This window comes from Aeromonas sp. 600948, from assembly GCF_049174875.1.
Classification (GTDB): Bacteria; Pseudomonadota; Gammaproteobacteria; order Enterobacterales; family Aeromonadaceae; genus Aeromonas; species Aeromonas veronii_A.
In genome coordinates, this window is sequence record NZ_JAAKTY010000019.1 from 1 (window position 1) to 19,489 (window position 19,489).

A 19,489-nucleotide genomic window follows, 5' to 3' on the forward strand; every position below is an offset into this window, starting at 1 on the left:
CGCCGGGGGTCGCGGGTTCGAGTCCCGTCCGCTCCGCCACTAATTTGAAGGCCTTCCCAGATGGGAAGGCCTTTTTGTTATGGGCGTTTTTATCAAGTGACCCACAGGTTTGCATACCAGAACAAATACCAAAGCTCGGCTTCATGACCGGTCTTACGACTGGGCTTTGATGTTTTTTTAGCCTGCTGGTGAGCTGCCGATATCCCGCCACGATGGCAATACCTTCCCCTATTGGTGTTCTTGCTCCTGTTTCCACCTCTGTATCGCAACACATCCCATCTTGGCCATATTGTTCCGCTGCGAGCTGATAGAGCTTGAGGATTAAACCAGGCCATCTTGCAACGGTACGTCATCGCTTCCACTTGTTTGTATAATCCCCTTTTTTACTTATGGATTTATTCCATTAAAGCAGTCTCTTATCAAGAATGAGCTGTTTTTCAGCAGGAATGCCATGCAATACAAATGATAATGATTATTGTTTGAATGATCGGGTCGGGGTCGTTACAATGCGGGCTGATTAATAAAGTGCTTTTCAAATGAGCCTTTTCTAATGCTGCGTCTGGCCGGATGCCAGGGCGTTGTAATGAGTGAAGTAAGGGAATACGTCACCTTCCTACTAAAAATGTTCAGGCTAAAACATGACAACAGTGAAACCGAACAAGCTTGCCTTGTTGATCTGCTCCCTTCTTGCGACCCAGGCCTATGCTGCCGAACAAGAGGTGATGGTCGTCACCGCTTCCGGCTTCCAGCAGAAGATTGAAGATTCTGCCGCCTCCATCTCCGTGATTACCCGTGAGCAGCTGGAGAAACGGGCATATCGCGATGTGACCGATGCCCTGAAGGATGTTCCCGGTGTTGTGGTGACTGGCGGTGGCAGCAGCAGTGATATCAGCATTCGCGGTATGGGGTCGAAATACACTCTGATGCTTGTTGATGGCAAGAAGGTGGATAGCCGTGGCACTCGCCCGAACAGCGATGGTCCGGGTATCGAACAGGGCTGGCTGCCGCCACTGCAGGCGATTGAGCGCATTGAGGTCGTCCGTGGCCCCATGTCATCCCGTTATGGTTCCGATGCCATGGGGGGCGTGATTAACGTGATTACCCGCAAGACCACCGGTCTGGCCTGGCAGGGCTCGGTTCATGCTGATTCTACCTTCCAGGAGAACAAGGATGCTGGCAACAGCTTCCAGACCGATGCCTATACCGCAGGTTCACTGATCGATGGCGTGTTGGGGCTGCGTTTCAATGGTCAGCTCGCCCATCGTGGTGAAGACAAATTTATCCAGGGTTTTGCCGAGCAGGAGACTCGCAGTGGCACGGCGGTGCTCAGCTTCAAGCCTGATGACCATAACCGCTTCGATCTGGAAGCCAGTCGCAGTCTGCAGGATCGGGATCGCACGGCCGGCAATTCGCTGGCTGCCAAGGCGAAAGATAGCCTTAACCGATACGAGCGCACCAACTATGCGCTGACCCATGATGGTCAGTATGATTTCGGCTCCTCCAGCAGCTATCTGCAGCAGGAAACCAACACCAACCCCGGCCGCAAGATGGAGCTCACCAACACCATCGCCGATACCCATACCCAGTTTATTCTGGGGGATCACTACTTGAGCGTCGGTGGTCAGTATCGCTATGAGGATCTGCACGATCAGGGTAATACCCTGAAAGTGGCCAACCCTGCCGAGCAGCTGACCCGCTGGAGCTGGGCGATGTTTGTCGAAGATGAGTGGTCACTCACTGACAGCTTTGCCCTGACCGGTGGCGCACGCATGGATCGGGATCAGAACTACGGTTCTCACTGGAGCCCTCGCCTCTACGGAGTTTGGCATCTGGATGACAGTTGGACCTTGAAAGGAGGCGTCTCGACCGGTTACCGCTCTCCTGACTTGCGGATGTCAGCGGCCAACTGGGGTCAGGTCACCGGTGGTGGCAGCCTGGATGGTATGCTTGTCGGTAACCCGGACCTCAAACCCGAGACTAGCGTGAGTGAAGAGATCGGTCTGCTGTGGAACGGTCATCAGGGTTTCAACGCCGGGGTTACCCTGTTCAACACCGACTTCAAGAACAAGATCTCCGAAGTGCGTCGCTGCACCAGCAAGAGCGATCCCGCCTGTACCCTCAATGGGTACAGTTATGACTTCATCAGTGATCGGGTCAACGTCGACAAGGCGAACATGCGCGGGGTCGAGGGGATGATGGATTGGGCTATCAACGAGGATTGGTCGGTCAGCTCCAGCTACACCTTTACCCAGTCCGAGCAGAAGAGTGGTCCACTGGCGGGTCATGCCCTCAACCAGATGCCCCGTCACATGTTCAACGGCAGTGTTGACTGGCAAACCACCGAGGATCTCAGCCTCTGGTCACGGGTCAACTTCCGTGGCGAGACCTCCGAGTACCTGAGCCGGGTCAAGATGGCGGAAGGGACTCCTTCCTACACCTTCTTTGACATGGGCCTGGTCTACAAGGCCAACAAGCATCTGGATCTGACTGCCGGGGTCTACAACCTGTTCGACAAGACAGTGGATTACAGCAGCTATGGCACTGTGCTGGATGGTCGCCGCTACAACCTGGGCGTGACTTACAACTTCTGATAGGGAACCTGTCATGCGGCCGCCATCTTCCGATGGCGGCCGTTTTTATTGCGTGTTCGTCAGGGGACTATGCCTGATAGGCGGCGGCTTGCCAGGTATTGCGCCCCAGTCCCTTGGCCTGATACATGAGGGCGTCAGCCTGCCGCAATAGCTGGTCAGCATCTGCTTCTCTGTTTGCTGCTACCCAGACTGCACCTGTGCTGATGGATAGTGTCACTGCACTATTGTTGGTGTACAGGGTTTGTTGATTGCACTCCTGACAGAGGCGTTTGGCCCACTGCTCTGTCTCTGCCAGCGTGGCCAACGGCAGCAGCAGGCAAAACTCCTCGCCGCCGATGCGAGCCAGCAGAGCCTCTTCGGGTAACAGGTTCGTCACAGTCGTGGCCAGCTTTTCCAGCAACAGATCCCCGATGCCATGACCAAAGCGGTCATTGGTCTCCTTGAAGTGATCCACATCGAACAGCAGTAGAGCACAGGGCTCCCCGCTTGCCAGTCGTTGCTCCATGGCAGGCATGAATGCCCGTCGGTTGAGCAGGCCGGTCAGGGGGTCGGTACTGGCCTGCTTCTCCAGTCTGGCGTTGGCGCGGCTCAACTCGGTGGTACGGCTGGCAACAGCGCGGCGCAGTTGCACTATGTAGGCCACCATGATTAACACTCCGGCCAACAGCAGCCAGGGGCCGAGATGGATGGGGTAGACGGTTTCGACATGCATCCATTTGCGGATGATCCGCTCCCGATCGCTCTCTTTGAGCTTGGCGAACCCCTCTTCCAACCGGTTTAACAGGGCAAGGTCGCCCTTTTTCACTGCAAAGCGGATCTGGTCGGTATAGAGGTGGCGAACCGGAATAAAGCGGGTGGGATCGTCCGAGGTATAGATGTAGAAGTTGGCGACCTGCAGATCGGCGATAAAGGCCTTCACTTCACCCTTGAAGGCCGCAGCCAGCAGGGTGTCATTGTCATTGAAGGTTTGCAGTCTGGTGCCGGGGAAGTAGCGTCTGGCGTAATACTCCTCGTAGCCACCGGCTACCACACCGACCGTTTCATGGAGCAGGTAGTAGTGGACATCGGTGCCGCGCAATTCGCTCGAGAAGAAGAGTTGGGAGTCGAGCTGGGCGAGAGGCCGGCCATAGTCGAACAGTTTGTCCCGCTCCGGTGACCAGAGCAGTCCGGCGTGAACATCCGCTTTCCCCTCATGGAGCAGGTCGAGGGAGCCCTGCCAGTCGACCAGCCTGAACTCGATCTTCTGGCCGGTCACCCGGGCATATTCACGCCACAAATCGATCAGCAGGCCATCCGGCTGGCCCGACTCATTGATATAGGAGAAGGGCTGCCAGGCTTTGGAGTTGGTAATGATGATCGGCTCTTCCGGGGCTTTGGCCCAGGCAGGCAGGGCAAGGGCGAGCAGCAGGAGCCCCCATCCGATACTGACTATGACTCCTGTCCTGGAAGAGGCCATCCTTGCTCCAATCCGTTGCCGTATACCGTCCCGTGGTCACCGATTATCACCACCTTTCTGATCGAAGAACAAGCGCTCAAATGATGAAGTTTGCATGATGTAAACGGCGCCATGACAAGGTCGGCGGATAGAGTGACTACTTACAGCGGCAGGCTGATCCGCGCCTCCAGCCCACCTTGTGGCCGATTGAGCAGGGTCAGTTCGCCGCCGTGCTGATGGACCAGGGTGCGGGCAATGGAGAGCCCGAGCCCCACGCTGCCGGACTCGGTGTTGCGCGCTTCGTCTAGCCGTACGAAGGGTTTGAACACATCTTCCAGCCGCGCAGGATCGATCCCTGGCCCGTTGTCGCAGACCCGGATCAACAGCTCCTCCTTGCGTCGCTCCAGCGACACTTCGGCGCTGCCGGCATATTTGATGGCGTTGCCGATCAGGTTCTGCAGCACCCGGCGCAGGGTGTTGGCCCGGCAGGCGTAGACCTCTTTGCCCTCCGCCAGACAGGTGACCGGCTGGCCGGTATCGGCATAGTCATCGCACAGGCTGACCAGCAGGCTGACCAGATCCAGCTCGCGGGTGGCCTCCTGCTGCCCCTCCTCGCGGGCAAAGCTGAGGGTGGCCGCCAGCATCTGCTCCATCTGCTGCAGGGTCTGCTGGATGCGCTCCTTGTCCTCGCCATCGGCCAGAAACTCGGTGCGTAGCCGCAGGCTGGTGATGGGGGTGCGCAGGTCGTGGGAGATGGCCGCCAGCATCCGGGTTCTGTCCTGCACGAAGCGGTCGAGCCGGGTGTGCATCCGGTTGAAGGCCTGAATCGATTCGCGGATCTCGGTCGGCCCCTCCTCTTTCAAGGGTTCGATATCCTCGCCCCGCCCGAGCCGCTCCGCATTGCCTGCCAGCTGCTTGAGCGGGCGGGTGGCACGGCGAAACAGCAGCACCATCAGCCCGATCACCAGACTGGCGACCAGCATCAGGTTGAGGGTGGTCTGCCACGACCAGCTGCCCGCCTCCTTGTCGACCAGCGAGCTGAACTGCAGCCAGCCCCCCTGGGGCAGTTCGATGGAGCCATAGAGCCGCATATCTCGTGGCGGGGGCGGCCCCTTGCGATCCCGCATCATGCGGGCGTGATGCTCCCAGGCTTTGCTGCGCTGGGCATCCTCTTTCAGCTCGGCGCTGATCTCTATGGTGAGACCCTGCGGGTAGCCGAGCCGAGAGCGCACCAACTGCTCGAAGCGGGGGCTGCGATTATCCGGTTGCAGTGGTTCGTCTGAGAGGCGCAGCAGCAGGGTTTCGCTGCGGCTCGCCTTGAGGATCTCGTCATAGAGAGATGGGGGTGATAGAGAGAGCAGCCTGACCACAGAGATGATCCGCTGCATGGCGTTGCGGCTGTTGACGAAGCCGAGCGCCTCCTCCCGATCCGAGCGGTAGATCTGGATGCTGAGCAGCTGGATCAGGATCAGCCCTGCCAGCGCCACCAGAATGATCTGGCCTGTCAGCCCCTTGGGCCACATCCGTGCCCACAGTCGTCGCAAGGTGCCCACAGTTTAAACCTGCGTCACGTCGGCGGAGAACATATAGCCGCCACCCCAGATGGTCTTGATCAGCTCCGGATTCTTGGGATCCCGCTCCAGCTTGCGGCGCAGTCGACTCACCAGAGTATCGATGGCGCGATCGAAGGCCACCGCCTCGCGGCCACGGGCCAGATCCAGCAGTTGATCCCGGCTCAGCACCCGTTGCGGGCGTTCGAGAAACACCTTGAGCAGATCGAATTCGGCGGTGGAGAGGCTCAGGCCCACCCCATCCTCATCGACCAGCTCCCGACGATTGACGTCGAGCAGCCAGCGATCGAAGCGCAGATCCCGGGTCAGGGTCTCGGCGGCAGGCTGGGTCTCGGCCTGGGTGCGGCGCATCACCGCCTTGATGCGCGCCAGCAGCTCGCGCGGGTTGAAGGGCTTGGCCAGATAGTCATCGGCCCCCATCTCCAATCCGATGATGCGGTCGGTCTCTTCCCCCATGGCAGTGAGCATGATGATGGGCAGGTTCGATTTGACCCGCAGCTCGCGGCAGAGGGTCAGACCATCTTCACCCGGCATCATCAGATCCAGCACCAGCAGGTCGAACTCCCGCTCCTCCAGCAGTCGCTTCATCTCCTTGCCATCCCGGGCGCAGCTGACCCGCAGGCCGTGCTGTTCCAGAAAGCGTTTCAAGAGATCGCGGATCTCGCTGTGGTCGTCGACCACCAGAATGTGGGTGTTGCCCTGGTTCATGAATACCTCCCCTTCTTGGCGTTGGCCCGAGTATACGAAAATCCGGACGGCGGTTTGTGTCAAAGTGTGCCAGATCCGCACGATGCCACACTCTGCTACAAAAAAGGGCGATGCTGGCAAAGTTCAGACACCGATAGGGTGTTTACTTGAGGGCAAGGCAAGAGCGCCGAACCAGAATCATCCCTACAGGAGATAGACCATGAAAAAGCTGACCAAAACCCTGCTGACCGCCACCCTGATCCTTGGCCTGCCGCTGGGTGCCTATGCTGCCAGTGAAGCGGCCCCCACCGGCCAGCCCGGTGCCATGGTGGATTGCCCGATGGACGGTGGTGGCATGATGGGTGGCAAACACCACGGTGGTCGCCACGACAAGATGGCCCGCATGCAGAACATGACCCCGGAGCAGATCCAGGCCAACCTGCAGCAACGTTATGACCGCATTGAAGATCCGGCCAAGAAGGCGGAGTTTATCAAGAAGCTCAACGAGCGTGCCGCCGGTATGACCAAGCACGCCGAAGCGATGAAGCAGTTCGCCGAAGCGAACCAGTAACAGCGCCAGCTGTTATCAACCCAAGGGTGGCCGAGGCCACCCTTTTTGTGTTTACTACGTTGAGTAGCAGATTGGTTAAACGCTGGAGGTTGCCAATAAAAGAGGGGAGCCTGTGCTCCCCCTCTTGCTATCTGTGCAACCGACTTCACCGGACGAGCGAACTTAGCCCTGAGCCTTGTCGGTCAGGTCTACTTTCTTGACGGTTTCGCCTTCGAACTTGATGACCACGTTTTTCTTGGCGGCGTCGGTATCTTTCAGCAGGGTTTTGGTGGTTTCTGCCAGCAGCGGAGAGGCCTTGTTCAGGGCATCCAGATCATAGGTCCACACTTCCAGACCGGATTCAGTCTTGGTGGTGGCAGGAGAGCCCAGCTTATCTTTGACTGCCTGCTTGTTGGAGCCGCCTTCCTTGATATCCAGTGCCTTTTTGATGGCTTCGTTGGATGCGCTGTCCATGGCACCGGATACGGCAGTGCTGGCCGCATCCTTGACGCTGCTGGTGACGCTGTCGGTCAGCGAGTCCATCAGGCCGGCATTGGCAAACAGGGGCAGGGTGGTGAGGGCAACCAGCAAACTCTTTTTCATTTTCTACAGCTTCCATGGGTTCAATGAGGCGGCTATGAAATCAGCAAAGATATTGGGCGTCAAGTGAGGCATGCAATTAACATTTCTGTTAACTGGATCTCATTTCTCACCAGTTGCAAATAGTTTTGGTATCTCCCGCACCAGCCAGCTTTTGGCCTTGCCCATGGTGTCTCGCCGCCAGGCCAGCACCACCTGCAATTGATGGCGATATTCGGGGCTGATCACCTTGAGCCGACCGGCCCGGATGTCTTCCTCAATCCAGCTCTGTGGCATGGTGCCGACGCCGATCCCTGCCAGCAGGGCATCCCGTTTCTCCGTCATGGTGCTGACAGTGAGGCGCGGCTGCTTGTCCAGCAGGCGGTAGGTGAGAACCGGTTTGCGCAGGGCTGTGTCGGCCACCGCGATGGCGCGGTAGCGGCGCAGGGTCTCGTCGGCCAAGGGTTCGGGCTCCTGATGCAGCGGGTGATCGGGATGGGCGACGTAGAGCATCACCTCGTCCTTGATCACCTGATGCTTGATGCCGGTCATCATGATGTCCGGGTTGATGGAGGAGATAAGCAGGTCGGCGCGACCATCTTCCAGACACTCCCAGCTACCCGCCAGCACCTCGGCCCGCAGCCGCAGTCGGGTATCGGTCTGTTCGGCCAGCTTCTCCACCAAGGGGTAGAGGGCCTGCACCGGGACCAGCGCATCGACGGCGACTGTGATGTCGGTCTCCCAGCCACGGGCCAACGCCCGGGTCTCGCCTACCAGATGTTCGGCTGCCTCCAGCAACACCCGGCCGCGCTCCAGCAGCATGCGTCCCGCCGGGGTGAACTTGGTGCGGTGGCCGCTGCGGTCAAACAGCATGGCATCCAGTTCGTCTTCCAGCTTCTGCACCGTATAGCTCAATGCCGAGGGCACCTTGCCCAGCTCGTCGGCCGCCGCCGCAAAGCTACCGCGGCGGTCGATGGCATCCAGCACCCGGATTGCCTCCAGGGTCAGCGCCCGCTCCTTGTTCGATTCCTTGGCCATTCCTCACCTTCAATTTTTTTGAATATGTTTGCCAGTTTATCTCGCTAACAAGTTAGGTCATGTCACTTTAATATTCAATCAACGCTTAGGCAGGAACGTCGAGCGGCCAAATATGCGGGTAGTTCCGCACTGTGACACACCAAATCGGTCTGTCTGACGTCGGTGAAAGAACAACACACTATTTGAATAACCTCTTGCATGGATGCATTGATTCTGGCCGAAAAGGCCTTGGCAATGACATATAAAACAAGAGAGTGAATGAACATGAAAAACGTAATCAAGATGCTGGCCGTTGCAGGCCTGATGACCACTGGTTTCGCCCAAGCTTCCGTACCGGCTGACTTCAATGCCATGCCCGGCGTGCTGTTTGTGAACTGGAACGCCACTGCCGCAATGGATGGCAAAGCCAATCCTATGCTGGAAGTGCGTGACGAGTCTGGCGATCTGCTGGCATCAGTCCACGCCAACCTGACTGGCACCCAGCAGGTGCGGATCCCGAGCCGTACCCAGGGCAACCTGACCGTCAGCCTGGCTGACCAGAGCAGCGAATACCGTATTCCATTCGGTATCGGTAGCGGCAAACAGCGTTAATCAACCGTCCCGGTAGGTGAGGAGCAGACCATGATGCAATTGAGAGCCGCAGAAGCGCGGGGCAAGGCCAACTTTGGCTGGCTGGACGCGCGCCACAGTTTCTCCTTCGGTCACTATTATGACCCGGAGTGGATGGGGCACTCGGTACTGCGGGTGATCAATCAGGATCTGGTTGCGCCGGGTGGCGGATTCGCCACCCACCCTCACGCCAATATGGAGATCCTCACCTGCGTGCTGCAAGGCACCATAGAGCACAAGGACAGCCTCGGCCATGCCGAGCAGATCCCGGCAGGGGATTTCCAGCTGATGAGCGCAGGCAGCGGGATCCGCCACAGCGAGTACAACCCCTCGCAGACGGAACCCCTCTCCCTGTTGCAGATCTGGATCGAGCCGAACGAGTTCGGCACGCCACCCGGGTATCAGCAGAAGAAGATCGAGTCCAGACCGGGCATGACGCTGGTAGCGTCACCGGATGGCGAGGCGGGATCGCTGCGGATCCGCCAACAGGCCCGCGTATGGCGGCTGGAACTGGCCCCGGGCGAGACGCTCGAATGGGCACTGGCTGGCCGACACGGTTACCTGCAGATGATTTCAGGTACGCTTGCCGCCAACGGTCTGGTTGCCCGACCCGGCGACGGGGTACTCAGTCGTGATGAATACCGGTGGGAGCTGGTTGCGACCAGTGCCAGCCAAGCTCTGTTATTTGACCTACCCTGAAGCAGTCAGCGGTGATGTGACACAAACGAGGAAGATGAAATGGACAAGATGAAAGATGTAGCGCTGCTGGCGGGTCGTGTACTGCTGGCGCTGATGTTCGTAATGGCGGGCTGGAGCAAGATCGGCGGCTATGCCGGTACTCAGGGCTATATGGAAGCGATGGGCGTGCCGGGCTTTATGTTGCCGCTGGTGATCCTGCTTGAGCTGGGTGGTGGCCTTGCCGTCGTGCTCGGTCTCTTTACCCGCAGCCTCTCCGTGCTGCTGGCCGGTTTCACCCTGATGGCTGCCTTTATTTTCCATTATCAGCCTGCCGAACAGATGCAGATGCTGATGTTTATGAAGAACGTCTCAGTAGCCGGTGGTTTCCTGGCCCTGGCGGCGGCCGGAGCAGGGGCTTTCAGTCTGGATGCCCGTCTCGGCAAAAACTGGTAATGCCCTGAAGAGTCAAGTTTTCCAATGCCTTTTGGCCGGTGCAACTGCACCGGCTTTTTTCTGTCTGCGTTTTCCGGGTAGGTGAGGTGACGGCACAAATCTGCGGCGCCCCTCATGATTCAGCGGTTTACCCGCCTGCTGGCCACAAGTGCCTTTTGCATCTTATCCCCCGATCCCCGACAATTCCCTCTCTTGTGAAGTGACGGAAATGGCTCGCCTTTTCCCTCGCCCCCTCTCATCCACAGGCGGGAATTGCTCATGTTTACCCTCTACCACTCCAATCAGCTGGATCTGCTCAAGGAGCTGCTGGTGAGCCGCATCCGGCAGGCCCCTCTCTCTCACCCCTTCGATCGGGAGCAGATCCTGGTGCAGAGTCCGGGCATGGCCCAGTGGCTCAAGCTGGAGCTGGCCAAGGCTTTCGGCATCGCCGCCAATATCGACTTTCCGCTGCCCGCCAGCTTTATCTGGGAGATGTTCACCCGGGTGCTGGCGGATGTGCCGCGCCAGAGTCCCTACAACAAGGGATCCATGAGCTGGCAGCTGATGACCATTCTGCCTGCCTTGCTGGATCGCCCCGCCTTTGCCCCGCTTGCCGCCTATCTGGGTGGTGGAGAGGACGAGGATCCCGCCAAGGATCCCGAGCAGGTGCGGCTGTGGCAGCTCTGCCAGAAGGTTGCGGATCTCTTTGACCAGTATCTGGTCTACCGGCCGGACTGGATCGCCCGTTGGGAAGAGGGGGAAGGATTGAGTCAGGAGCTGGCCGGGGTGAGCGGTCAGGATTGGCAGCCCGAGCTGTGGCGTGAGCTGGTGGCCCGCACCCTGGCGCTCTCTCCGAGTGGTTACCACCGCGCCAACCTCTACGAGGAGTTTATCCACGAGCTGGAGCGTACCGCCGATCTGCCGGGCAAGCTGCCGCAGCGGGTCTTCGTGTTCGGCATCTCGGCGCTGCCGCCGCGCTATGTGGAGGCGCTGCTGGCCCTCGGCAGTCGGCCGGAGGTGGAGGTGCACCTGTTCGTCACCAACCCCTGCCGCTACTACTGGGGGGATCTGCTGGATCGCAAGACGCTGGCGCGCCTCGAAAACAAGCTCAAACCCGGTACCGATATCGAGACATTGCAAGGCCCCGCCAACCCGCTGCTCGCCTCCATGGGCAAGTTGGGGCGCGACTACCTGCATCAGCTGATGGAGCTGGAGGTGCCGCAAATCGAGGCCTTCGTCGATATCGACGAGGTGGATGGCAAGGGCAATATCAAGCTGCTGCATGCCATCCAGAAGGATGTGCTGGAGCTGGCAGAACGAGGAGCCGGTCAGTTCGATCTCGACAGCAGCCATCACAAGAGCCCCATCGATCCGGCGGATGGATCCTTGCAGATCCACGCCTGCCACGGCCCGATGCGCGAACTCGAGGTGCTGCACGACCGGCTGCTTGCGCTTTTCGAGCAGGACCCGACCCTCACCCCGAAAGACGTGGTGGTGATGATGCCGGATGTGAACAGCTACGGCCCCTATATTCAGGCGGTGTTTGGCGCGCGCGGCCAGATCCCGTTTGCGGTCTCGGATCGGGCGGCGAGTCAGGAGAGCCCGCTGCTGCAAAGCTTCCTCGCCCTGCTCAGGCTGCCCAACGCCCGTTTCGGGGCAGGGGAGCTGCTCGCCATTCTCGAAGTGCCCGCCGTGCTGCGTCGCTTCGAACTGGATGACGACGAGTTCAACCAACTGCGGGTCTGGGTGCAGGAGACCGGCATCCGCTGGGGGCTGGACGACAGTTACCCCGTCCGTTTCGATCTGCCGCCCATGTCCGGCAACAGCTGGCTGTTCGGTCTGCGCCGCATGCTGCTCGGCTTTGCCATGGGGGATGGCGAGCCGGTGGCGGGCATTCTGCCCTATGCCGATATCGAGGGGCAGCAGGGGCTGGCGCTCGGCAAGCTCGCCTGGTTTGTCGACTCGCTGGCCGAGTTTTTGCCCCGGCTGCAACAGGCGCAGCCGCTGGCCGACTGGAACGCCTGCCTGCTGGCGCTGCTGGAGCGCTTCTATCTGGCCGACGAGGATGAGGAGCGTCAGCTCCAGCTCATTCGCAGTCAGCTGGCCGAGTGGCAGACCCGGCTCGGCGAGGCCTGCTTCGAGCAGCCCATCACCGCCGATCTGCTGCAGGATTACCTCGGCAGCGTGCTGGGGGAGTCCCGCTCCAGCCAGCGCTTCCTCGCCGGTCAGGTCAACTTCTGCACCCTGATGCCGATGCGCTCCATCCCCTTCAAGCAGGTCTGCCTGCTCGGCATGAACGATGGCGTCTACCCGCGCACCCTGGCTCCCATGGGGTTCGATCTGATGGCGGTGGCGGGCCGGCGGGGGGATCGCTCCCGCCGCGATGATGACCGCTACCTCTTCCTTGAGGCGCTCTTGAGTGCCCAGCGGGGGCTCTATATCAGCTATCAGGGCTTCAGTGCGCAGGACAACAGCGACAAGGTGCCCTCGGTGCTGCTGGCGGAGCTGATCGACTATGTGCGGCAGGGCTTTGTGCTGGCGGGGGATGAGGATCTCGACGACGAAACCTCCGGCAAGCGGCTGCTCAATCACCTGATGGTGGCACATCCGCTCACCCCCTACAGCCGCAACTACTTCTACCCGGAGGCGGGTTCACGCCTCTTTACCTATGCCGCCGACTGGCTGCCCGCCCTCAATCCGGTGCGCGGCGCGGCCAACTTCCAGAGCGGCGAGCTGCCTCTCCCCCCCGAATGGGGCAAGGAGCAGGGGCTGGAGCTGGCGGAGCTGCTGCGCTTCTATCGCCAGCCCACCAAATATTTCCTCAACCGTCGCCTCAAGGTGTGGTTTGAGTTGAACGAAGCCAACATCGAGGACAGCGAGCCGTTCGAGCTGGATGGCCTGCAACATTATCAGCTGAAAGATCTGCTGCTCGATGCCCATCTGGCGGAAGGTGAAAGTACCGAGCGCCGCGAGCGGTTGCAGCTCACCGGCCTGTTGCCGCAAGGGTGGTTCGGCAGCCTGCTGCTGGACGATCTGGATGCCGAGATGGGCAAGCTGGCGGATCGGCTGCGGCCATGGGTTGCGGCCAATGAGTCAGAAAAACAGGCGGTGGAGATTGATATCTCCCTGACTCAGGGCCAGCTGCAAGGGTGGATCGACACCCAGAAGGGGCGTTTGCTGGTGGTCAAAGCCGGCAGCTTCAACGGCAAGGATCTGCTGCTGGGTTGGATCCAGCACCTCTGCCTCTCATTGAGCGGCGCCCCCGGCGACACCCTGCTGTTCGATGCCAAACAGAGTCTGCGACTGCCTGTACTCGCTGCCGATGAGGCGCGCCCCAAGCTGGCGGCGCTGGTGGCGTGCTGGGCGCAGGGGATGAAGCGGCCGCTGCCCTTCTTCCCCAACACCGCCTGGGATTGGCTCAAGGCGATCGAGAAGGATCCCGACAAGCCGGAGGCGGCCGACAAGGCGGCTCTCACCCGTTTCAACGGCGGCTGGATGATCAACGGGGAGGGGCAAGACGTTTACGTCGCCCGCTGCTTCCCCGAACTCGATGACGAGGTGCTGGGGCAGTTGCAGGCGCTGGCCCGCGAACACCTGACCCCGCTGCTCAAGACCCTGGAGGAGCTGAAATAATGGCTAACCCGCTCAATACATTGCGTTTTCCCCTCCATGGTGAACGACTGATCGAAGCCTCCGCCGGTACCGGCAAGACCTACACCATCGCCGGTCTCTACCTGCGCCTGCTGCTGGGCCACGGCCCCATGATCGGTGAGGGCGCCGATGCCGGTCAGCCGAGCGCCCACGAGCGGCCGCTCTCGGTGACCGAAATTCTGGTGGTGACCTTTACCGAGGCGGCCACCGCCGAGCTGCGCGGGCGGATCCGCGGTCGCATTCACGAGGCGCGCCTCGCCTTTATGCGCGGCCATAGCAATGATGCCCTGCTGGCCCAACTGCTGGCAGAGGTGGGGGATCACGAGCTGGCGGCCCGCCGCCTGCTGGCTGCCGAGCGGCAGATGGACGAGGCGGCGGTCTTCACCATCCACGGCTTCTGCCAGCGGATGCTGAAACAGAACGCCTTCGAGTCGGGCGCCCTCTTTGAAACCGAATTTCTCACCGACGACAGCCAGCTCAGGCTGCAGGCGGTGAGCGACTACTGGCGATCCGAGTTCTATCCGGTGGATAAAGCCCTCGCCAGCGCCGTGCGCGCGCTCTGGCCAAGCCCCGCGGCCCTGCTGCGGGAGATGGGCAGCTGGCTCGACAACAGCGAGCTGGAGATCCACCCCGTGCTGGGGGATGAGACCCTCGCCGCCCGCCATCAGGCGGCCATGAGTCGCATCGCGGCGGTGAAGAGCGAATGGCTGGCGCAAGGGGACGAGATCCGCCGCCAGACCGACGGCCAGATCAGCCGCTACACCGGCAAGAACTACGAAGGGTGGCTTGCCAAGATAGCCGACTGGGCGCAGGAGGAGAGCAGTGGTTACGCCATTCCCAAGGAGCTGGAGCGTTTCGGCCAGACGGTGCTGGAGGAGAACCTCAAGAAGGGGGGCGCCGTGCCGACCCTGCCGCTGTTCAGCCAAATCGATGAGCTGCTGGCGAGCCGCCCCGGCATTCGGGATCTCATCCTGCAACGGGCAGCCAAGGTGGTGCGCAGCCGGATGCAGGCCAGCAAGCGGCAGGCTCATCAGCTCTCGTTCGATGACCTGCTCAAAGATCTCGACGGGGCGCTCGGCTCCAGCCTTGGCGAGCGGCTCTGCGAGCGCATTCGCGCCACCTACCGGGTGGCGATGATCGACGAATTTCAGGATACCGACCCTCAGCAGTACCGCATCTTCCATCGGCTCTACGGCGGCCACACAGACACGGCGCTCTTGATGATCGGTGACCCCAAGCAGGCCATCTACGGCTTTCGCGGCGCCGACATCTTTACCTACATTCAGGCGCGGCGAAATGTGAGCGCCCACTACACCCTCGGGCGCAACTGGCGTTCCAGCAGTGCATTGGTGGGGGCGGTCAACGGCCTGTTCGAGCGGGCCAAGGATCCCTTTATCTACGAGGCGGATATCCCCTTCCTGCCGGTGGAGGCGCAGGGCAAGAGCAAGGCGCTGCTGCTCGATGGTGTCACCGCGCCGGTGCTCCACTGCTGGCAGCTGACCGGCCAGCCCACCTTCAATCGGGGGGATTACCAGAGCAAGATGGCCCGCGCCACCGCTGCCGAGATCCACCGCCTGCTGACGCTGGCCCGCGAGGGCAAGGCGCTCATCGGCGACAAAGCGGTGAAGGCCGGGGATATCGCCGTGCTGGTGCGCACCGGCGCCGAGGGCAAGCTGGTGCAGCAGGAGCTGGCGCGCCTCGCCATCGCCTCCGTCTATCTGTCGAATCGCGAAAGCGTGCTGGAGCAGACGGAGGCGCGGGAGATTTTGCTGATTTTGCACGCCTGTCAGAACCCGAGCGAAGAGCGCAGCCTGCGGGCGGCGCTCGCCACCGGCCTGTTTGATCTCGATGCCAAGGCGCTCGATGGGCTGGCCAGCGACGAGCGGGCGTGGGAGAGCGCGGTGCAGGAGTTTATGGAGTACCGCAAGATCTGGCACCGCCGCGGCGTGCTGGCCATGCTGCGGGCCCTGCTGCACCGGCGCAATCTCGCCTCTTCGCTGTTGGCGAGCCCCTATGGCGAGCGGCGGCTGACCAACTTCCTCCATCTTGGCGAGCTGCTGCAACAGGTGAGCAGCGAGCTGGATGGCGAATATGCCCTGCTGCGCTGGCTGGGGGAGGCGGTGAGCCGCCCCAACGGGCAAGATGCTGAGCAGGTACTGCGCCTCGAATCCGAGCGGAAATTGGTGCAAATCGTCACCATCCACAAATCCAAGGGGCTGGAGTATCCGCTGGTGTTCCTGCCCTTTATCTGCAGCCACAGAACCGCCGAGACCCCGCTCTATCACGAGGCGGATGAGGCGGGCAATCGCACCATTCTCGATCTCACCGGCGCCGAGGGATCCTTGGCCGAAGCGGACAAAGAGCGCCTTGCCGAAGATTTGCGGCTGCTCTATGTGGCCCTGACCCGGGGCGTCTACGCCACCTGGCTGGGGCTGGCACCGGTGCGGGCGGGGGCGGGCAAGTCGGAGAAGACCGACCTGCACCACACCGCCATCGGCTACCTGCTGCAAAAGGGCGAAGAGGGGGATGCGCAGACGCTGGCGACCGCGCTGACCGAGCTGGCGCAGGCGCTGCCCGGAGTGGCCGTCGGTGAGCCCTCGCTCACCCGTCCAGCCCCGCTGCCGCCAGAAGAGGAGCTGCTGGGCGAGCCGCAGGTGCGCCACTTTAGCGGTTCCCTTGAGCGGGACTGGTGGATCAGCTCCTACTCCGGGCTGGCGGCGCAGGGTCACGGTCACAGCAAAGGCGTGCTGGCCAATCCCGGCTTCGATGACGAGGTAGTGACCGAGGCGGCCGCGCTGGCTTCCGAGCAACCGGACGAGGCGCCCCAGCCCTCCATCTTTACCTTCCCGAAAGGGGCGCGCCCCGGCACCTTGCTGCACAGTCTGTTCGAGACCATCGACTTTCAAAGCGCCGCGGGCGAGCCGTTGGCGGAGCATATTGCCACCCTGCTGGCGCAGGACGGCTTCGACGAGAGCTGGGCCCCCGTGTTGCAACAGCAGGTGGAGGCGGTGCTGGATACCCCGCTGGAAACAGGCTTTGGCGAGCCGGTGCGGCTGCGGAATCTGGCCCCCGAGCGCAAACAGGTGGAGCTGGAGTTCTTCCTGCCCATGGGGCGGGTGACGGCACCGGCGCTGACCGCGCTCTGCCAGCAGCACGACCCGCTGTCGCGGGGCAACAAGCCGCTCAGCTTTGCCACCGTGCAGGGGATGCTCAAGGGCTTTATCGACTTGGTGTTCGAGTGGCAGGGGCGCTGGTATCTGCTCGACTATAAATCGAACCACCTCGGCATGAGCCCCGCCGATTACAGCCGTCCGGCGCTGGAGCGGGCGATGGCCGAGCACCGCTACGACCTGCAATACCAGCTCTACTCGCTGGCGCTGCACCGGCTGCTTACCCTGCGCCTGCCGGGCTACGACTTCGAGCAGCATTTTGGCGGGGTCTTCTATCTGTTCCTGCGCGGCATGCCGCAGGGGGGCATTTTCCATACCCGCCCGAGCCGTGAACTGGTGCTGGGGCTGGATAAGTTGTTTCGCGAAGGCAGTGAGCTGCCAGCAGCGGGATCCCAAGCATTTAACGAGGTAGAGGCATGAGCGGCACCATGATCAGCACCGCGACCAGCGCAATGATGGTTGAACGGTTGAAAACACTGGCGCTGGCTGGCCGCATCCGCCAGCTGGATCTGCAATTTGCCAGGCTGGTGGCCGACCTTGGCGGCAGCCCCGAGCTGGTGCTGGGGGCGGCGCTCACCTGCTTCGAACTGGGCCGTGGCCATGTCTGTCTGCCGCTGGAGATGCTCGCTGCCGGATCTCTGCGCCCGTTCGGGCTGGATCCCCAGCAGAGCCGGGATCTTCTGGGGGATCTGGCGGATCCTGCCCGCTGGCCCGCCCTGTTTGCGGCAAGCCCGCTCGTGGGTACGGAACAGGATGAGGGGCTAATCCCGCGCTGGCCGCTGCGGCTGTGGCACGGGCGGCTCTATCTCACCCGTTACCACGATTTTGAACTGGGGGTAGCCCGCCATCTGCGCGCTTTGAGCGAGCGCGCCGAATGGCCGGAGATTGCTCCCGCCCTGTCGCGGCTGTTTGCCCGCGACTACGGGTTGGTGTTCGCGGCGCTGCTCAAGGCCCGCCTCGCCCCCGATTTTTCGGCCCGCCACTTTATCGAGAAGTATCTGGATCTGGTGTTCCCCAATGAAGTGGATTGGCCCGCCATCGAGGCGCTGCTCGCCAGTGCGCAGGCGGCGAGCGACTTGAGCAAGCTGGATGCGCTGGTGCCCGAGGCGCTCTGCTGCAATGGCCAGAAGCTGGCGGCGGCCACGGCGGCGGCGCGCCCCTTTGCGGTGATCTCCGGTGGCCCCGGCACCGGCAAGACCACGACTGTGGCCAAACTGCTCGCCATTCTGGTGGAGACCGGCCTGCAAGCGGGCAAGGCCCCGGCGATCCGGCTGGTGGCCCCCACCGGCAAGGCGGCGGCGCGCCTCACCGAGAGTATCGGCTCTGCCCTGCTGGCCCTGGATCTGCCCCCCGAGTGGGTCGAAGCGATCCCCACCGAAGCGGGCACCCTGCACCGGCTGCTCGGGGTCATTCCAGGGCGCAGCCAGTTCCGCCACCACGCGGGCAACCCGCTGCACCTCGACTTGCTGGTGGTGGATGAGGCCTCCATGGTCGACTTGCCGATGATGGCGCGCCTGCTCGATGCGCTGCCGAGCCACGCCCGCCTGATCCTGCTCGGCGACAAGGATCAGCTCGCCTCGGTAGAGGCGGGTGCCGTGCTCGGCGATATCTGCAGCTTTATCGAACAGGGCATCAGCCCGGAGCAGGCGGATTGGCTCTCCCGCCAGACCAGCTACCGTTTGCAGGGTACGCCCGCGGGGGCGCCGGTGCGCGACAGCCTCTGTTTGCTGGCCAAGAGCTGGCGTTTTGATCAGCATTCGGGCATCGGCCAGTTGGCACGCGCCTGCAACAGCGGCGATGCCACGGCGGTGGAATCAGTCTGGGGCGCAGGATTCGCCGATATCAGCTTGCACCCCTGGGCTGGGGAGGCCTACGACGCCCTGATTGCACAAGGGGTGGCCGGTTACGGCAGCTATCTGAAGGCGGCCCGCGCCGGGGAGGCGCCCGCCGCCGTGTTCAAGGCATTCAACAGCTTCCAAATCCTCTGCGCCCTGCGCGATGGCCCGTTCGGGGTGCTGGGGCTAAACGAGCGGCTCGAACTGGCCCTGTCACGGGCTGGCCTGATCGCCCGCGATGGCGACTGGTATGCCGGTCGCCCGGTGATGGTGGTGCGCAACGACCACGGCGTCGGCCTCTACAACGGCGATATGGGGCTCTGCCTGCCCGATGAAACTGGCCGCCTCAAGGTATGGTTTGAGCAGCCGGACGGCACCCTGCGCGCCCTGCTGCCCAGCCGCTTGCCGCCCCACGAGACGGTCTACGCCATGACCATCCACAAATCCCAGGGCTCCGAGTTTGCTCATACCGTGCTGGTGCTGCCCGACAGCCCCAGCCCGCTGCTGACCCGCGAGCTGGTCTATACCGGCATCACCCGCGCCAAGGCGCGGCTCGATCTCTACGGCGATCGCGCCCTGCTGGCACAAGCGGTACGGAAAAAGACCGAGCGTTATTCCGGATTGGCGGAGAGGTTGGGGGAGTGATTGATGGCGGCGGTAAAG

At 61.7% G+C, this 19,489-nt stretch carries 13 protein-coding genes; 8 read left to right on the forward strand and 5 right to left on the reverse strand.

What is annotated here, in order from left to right; translation table 11 throughout:
* Positions 1–638: 638 nt before the first annotated feature.
* Positions 639–2,591, forward strand: a complete 1,953-nt coding sequence (locus tag G5182_RS15205; protein ID WP_421251975.1) for a ligand-gated channel protein — start codon at positions 639–641, stop codon at positions 2,589–2,591.
* 67 nt (positions 2,592–2,658) lie between these two features.
* Here G5182_RS15205 and G5182_RS15210 read toward each other — a convergent pair whose 3' ends face one another.
* The 3 genes from G5182_RS15210 to G5182_RS15220 form a co-directional block, all read right to left on the reverse strand.
* On the reverse strand, positions 2,659–4,047 hold the full coding sequence (locus G5182_RS15210) for a diguanylate cyclase domain-containing protein (protein ID WP_421251974.1): 1,389 nt from the start codon (positions 4,045–4,047) through the stop codon (positions 2,659–2,661).
* Between the two features lie 140 nt (positions 4,048–4,187).
* Positions 4,188–5,549: an ATP-binding protein gene (locus G5182_RS15215; protein WP_216954487.1), complete on the reverse strand. Its 1,362-nt coding sequence runs from the start codon at positions 5,547–5,549 to the stop codon at positions 4,188–4,190.
* Positions 5,550–5,582: 33 nt separating this feature from the next.
* Positions 5,583–6,305 carry a response regulator gene (locus G5182_RS15220; protein WP_005336534.1) on the reverse strand — a complete coding sequence of 241 codons (723 nt, stop codon included), beginning with the start codon at positions 6,303–6,305 and terminating at the stop codon, positions 5,583–5,585.
* A gap of 199 nt (positions 6,306–6,504) precedes the next feature.
* Between G5182_RS15220 and G5182_RS15225 the strand changes: the two genes are divergently transcribed.
* Positions 6,505–6,855, forward strand: coding sequence for a hypothetical protein (locus G5182_RS15225; protein ID WP_005355311.1), 351 nt, complete (start codon positions 6,505–6,507; stop codon positions 6,853–6,855).
* A gap of 162 nt (positions 6,856–7,017) precedes the next feature.
* Here G5182_RS15225 and G5182_RS15230 read toward each other — a convergent pair whose 3' ends face one another.
* Both G5182_RS15230 and G5182_RS15235 read right to left on the reverse strand, forming a co-directional pair.
* Positions 7,018–7,437 (reverse strand): hypothetical protein, encoded by a 420-nt coding sequence (locus G5182_RS15230; protein ID WP_216952673.1) that lies wholly within the window; start codon positions 7,435–7,437, stop codon positions 7,018–7,020.
* Positions 7,438–7,536: 99 nt separating this feature from the next.
* Positions 7,537–8,451: a LysR family transcriptional regulator gene (locus tag G5182_RS15235; RefSeq protein ID WP_043821788.1), complete on the reverse strand. Its 915-nt coding sequence runs from the start codon at positions 8,449–8,451 to the stop codon at positions 7,537–7,539.
* Positions 8,452–8,709: 258 nt separating this feature from the next.
* On the opposite strand from G5182_RS15235, the gene G5182_RS15240 reads away from it, so the two are divergent.
* From G5182_RS15240 to recD, 6 genes are all read left to right on the forward strand, one after another.
* Positions 8,710–9,042 carry a hypothetical protein gene (locus tag G5182_RS15240; RefSeq protein ID WP_013723379.1) on the forward strand — a complete coding sequence of 111 codons (333 nt, stop codon included), beginning with the start codon at positions 8,710–8,712 and terminating at the stop codon, positions 9,040–9,042.
* Positions 9,043–9,072: 30 nt separating this feature from the next.
* A complete protein-coding gene (locus G5182_RS15245) occupies positions 9,073–9,759 on the forward strand; it encodes a pirin family protein (protein ID WP_421254503.1) in 687 nt (228 codons plus the stop codon).
* 39 nt (positions 9,760–9,798) lie between these two features.
* On the forward strand, positions 9,799–10,191 hold the full coding sequence (locus tag G5182_RS15250; protein ID WP_005342720.1) for a DoxX family protein: 393 nt from the start codon (positions 9,799–9,801) through the stop codon (positions 10,189–10,191).
* A gap of 258 nt (positions 10,192–10,449) precedes the next feature.
* The gene (gene recC / locus G5182_RS15255; protein ID WP_227341570.1) at positions 10,450–13,803 is read left to right on the forward strand and encodes an exodeoxyribonuclease V subunit gamma; all 3,354 of its coding nucleotides are present in this window, start codon (positions 10,450–10,452) and stop codon (positions 13,801–13,803) included.
* Positions 13,803–17,411: an exodeoxyribonuclease V subunit beta gene (recB, locus tag G5182_RS15260; protein WP_421254504.1), complete on the forward strand. Its 3,609-nt coding sequence runs from the start codon at positions 13,803–13,805 to the stop codon at positions 17,409–17,411. Before recC ends, recB begins: the two co-directional genes overlap by 1 nt.
* On the forward strand, positions 17,408–19,471 hold the full coding sequence (gene recD / locus G5182_RS15265) for an exodeoxyribonuclease V subunit alpha (protein WP_421254505.1): 2,064 nt from the start codon (positions 17,408–17,410) through the stop codon (positions 19,469–19,471). Before recB ends, recD begins: the two co-directional genes overlap by 4 nt.
* Positions 19,472–19,489: the final 18 nt, after the last annotated feature.

What these genes read in the sequence shown, in the direction of transcription:
- G5182_RS15205 (WP_421251975.1), top strand. Translation starts at nt 639, where the DNA reads ATGACAACAGTGAAACCGAACAAGCTTGCCTTGTTGATCTGCTCCCTT.
- G5182_RS15210 (WP_421251974.1), bottom strand. Translation starts at nt 4,047, where the DNA reads ATGGCCTCTTCCAGGACAGGAGTCATAGTCAGTATCGGATGGGGGCTC.
- G5182_RS15215 (WP_216954487.1), bottom strand. Translation starts at nt 5,549, where the DNA reads ATGTGGCCCAAGGGGCTGACAGGCCAGATCATTCTGGTGGCGCTGGCA.
- G5182_RS15220 (WP_005336534.1), bottom strand. Translation starts at nt 6,305, where the DNA reads ATGAACCAGGGCAACACCCACATTCTGGTGGTCGACGACCACAGCGAG.
- G5182_RS15225 (WP_005355311.1), top strand. Translation starts at nt 6,505, where the DNA reads ATGAAAAAGCTGACCAAAACCCTGCTGACCGCCACCCTGATCCTTGGC.
- G5182_RS15230 (WP_216952673.1), bottom strand. Translation starts at nt 7,437, where the DNA reads ATGAAAAAGAGTTTGCTGGTTGCCCTCACCACCCTGCCCCTGTTTGCC.
- G5182_RS15235 (WP_043821788.1), bottom strand. Translation starts at nt 8,451, where the DNA reads ATGGCCAAGGAATCGAACAAGGAGCGGGCGCTGACCCTGGAGGCAATC.
- G5182_RS15240 (WP_013723379.1), top strand. Translation starts at nt 8,710, where the DNA reads ATGAACATGAAAAACGTAATCAAGATGCTGGCCGTTGCAGGCCTGATG.
- G5182_RS15245 (WP_421254503.1), top strand. Translation starts at nt 9,073, where the DNA reads ATGATGCAATTGAGAGCCGCAGAAGCGCGGGGCAAGGCCAACTTTGGC.
- G5182_RS15250 (WP_005342720.1), top strand. Translation starts at nt 9,799, where the DNA reads ATGGACAAGATGAAAGATGTAGCGCTGCTGGCGGGTCGTGTACTGCTG.
- recC (WP_227341570.1), top strand. Translation starts at nt 10,450, where the DNA reads ATGTTTACCCTCTACCACTCCAATCAGCTGGATCTGCTCAAGGAGCTG.
- recB (WP_421254504.1), top strand. Translation starts at nt 13,803, where the DNA reads ATGGCTAACCCGCTCAATACATTGCGTTTTCCCCTCCATGGTGAACGA.
- recD (WP_421254505.1), top strand. Translation starts at nt 17,408, where the DNA reads ATGAGCGGCACCATGATCAGCACCGCGACCAGCGCAATGATGGTTGAA.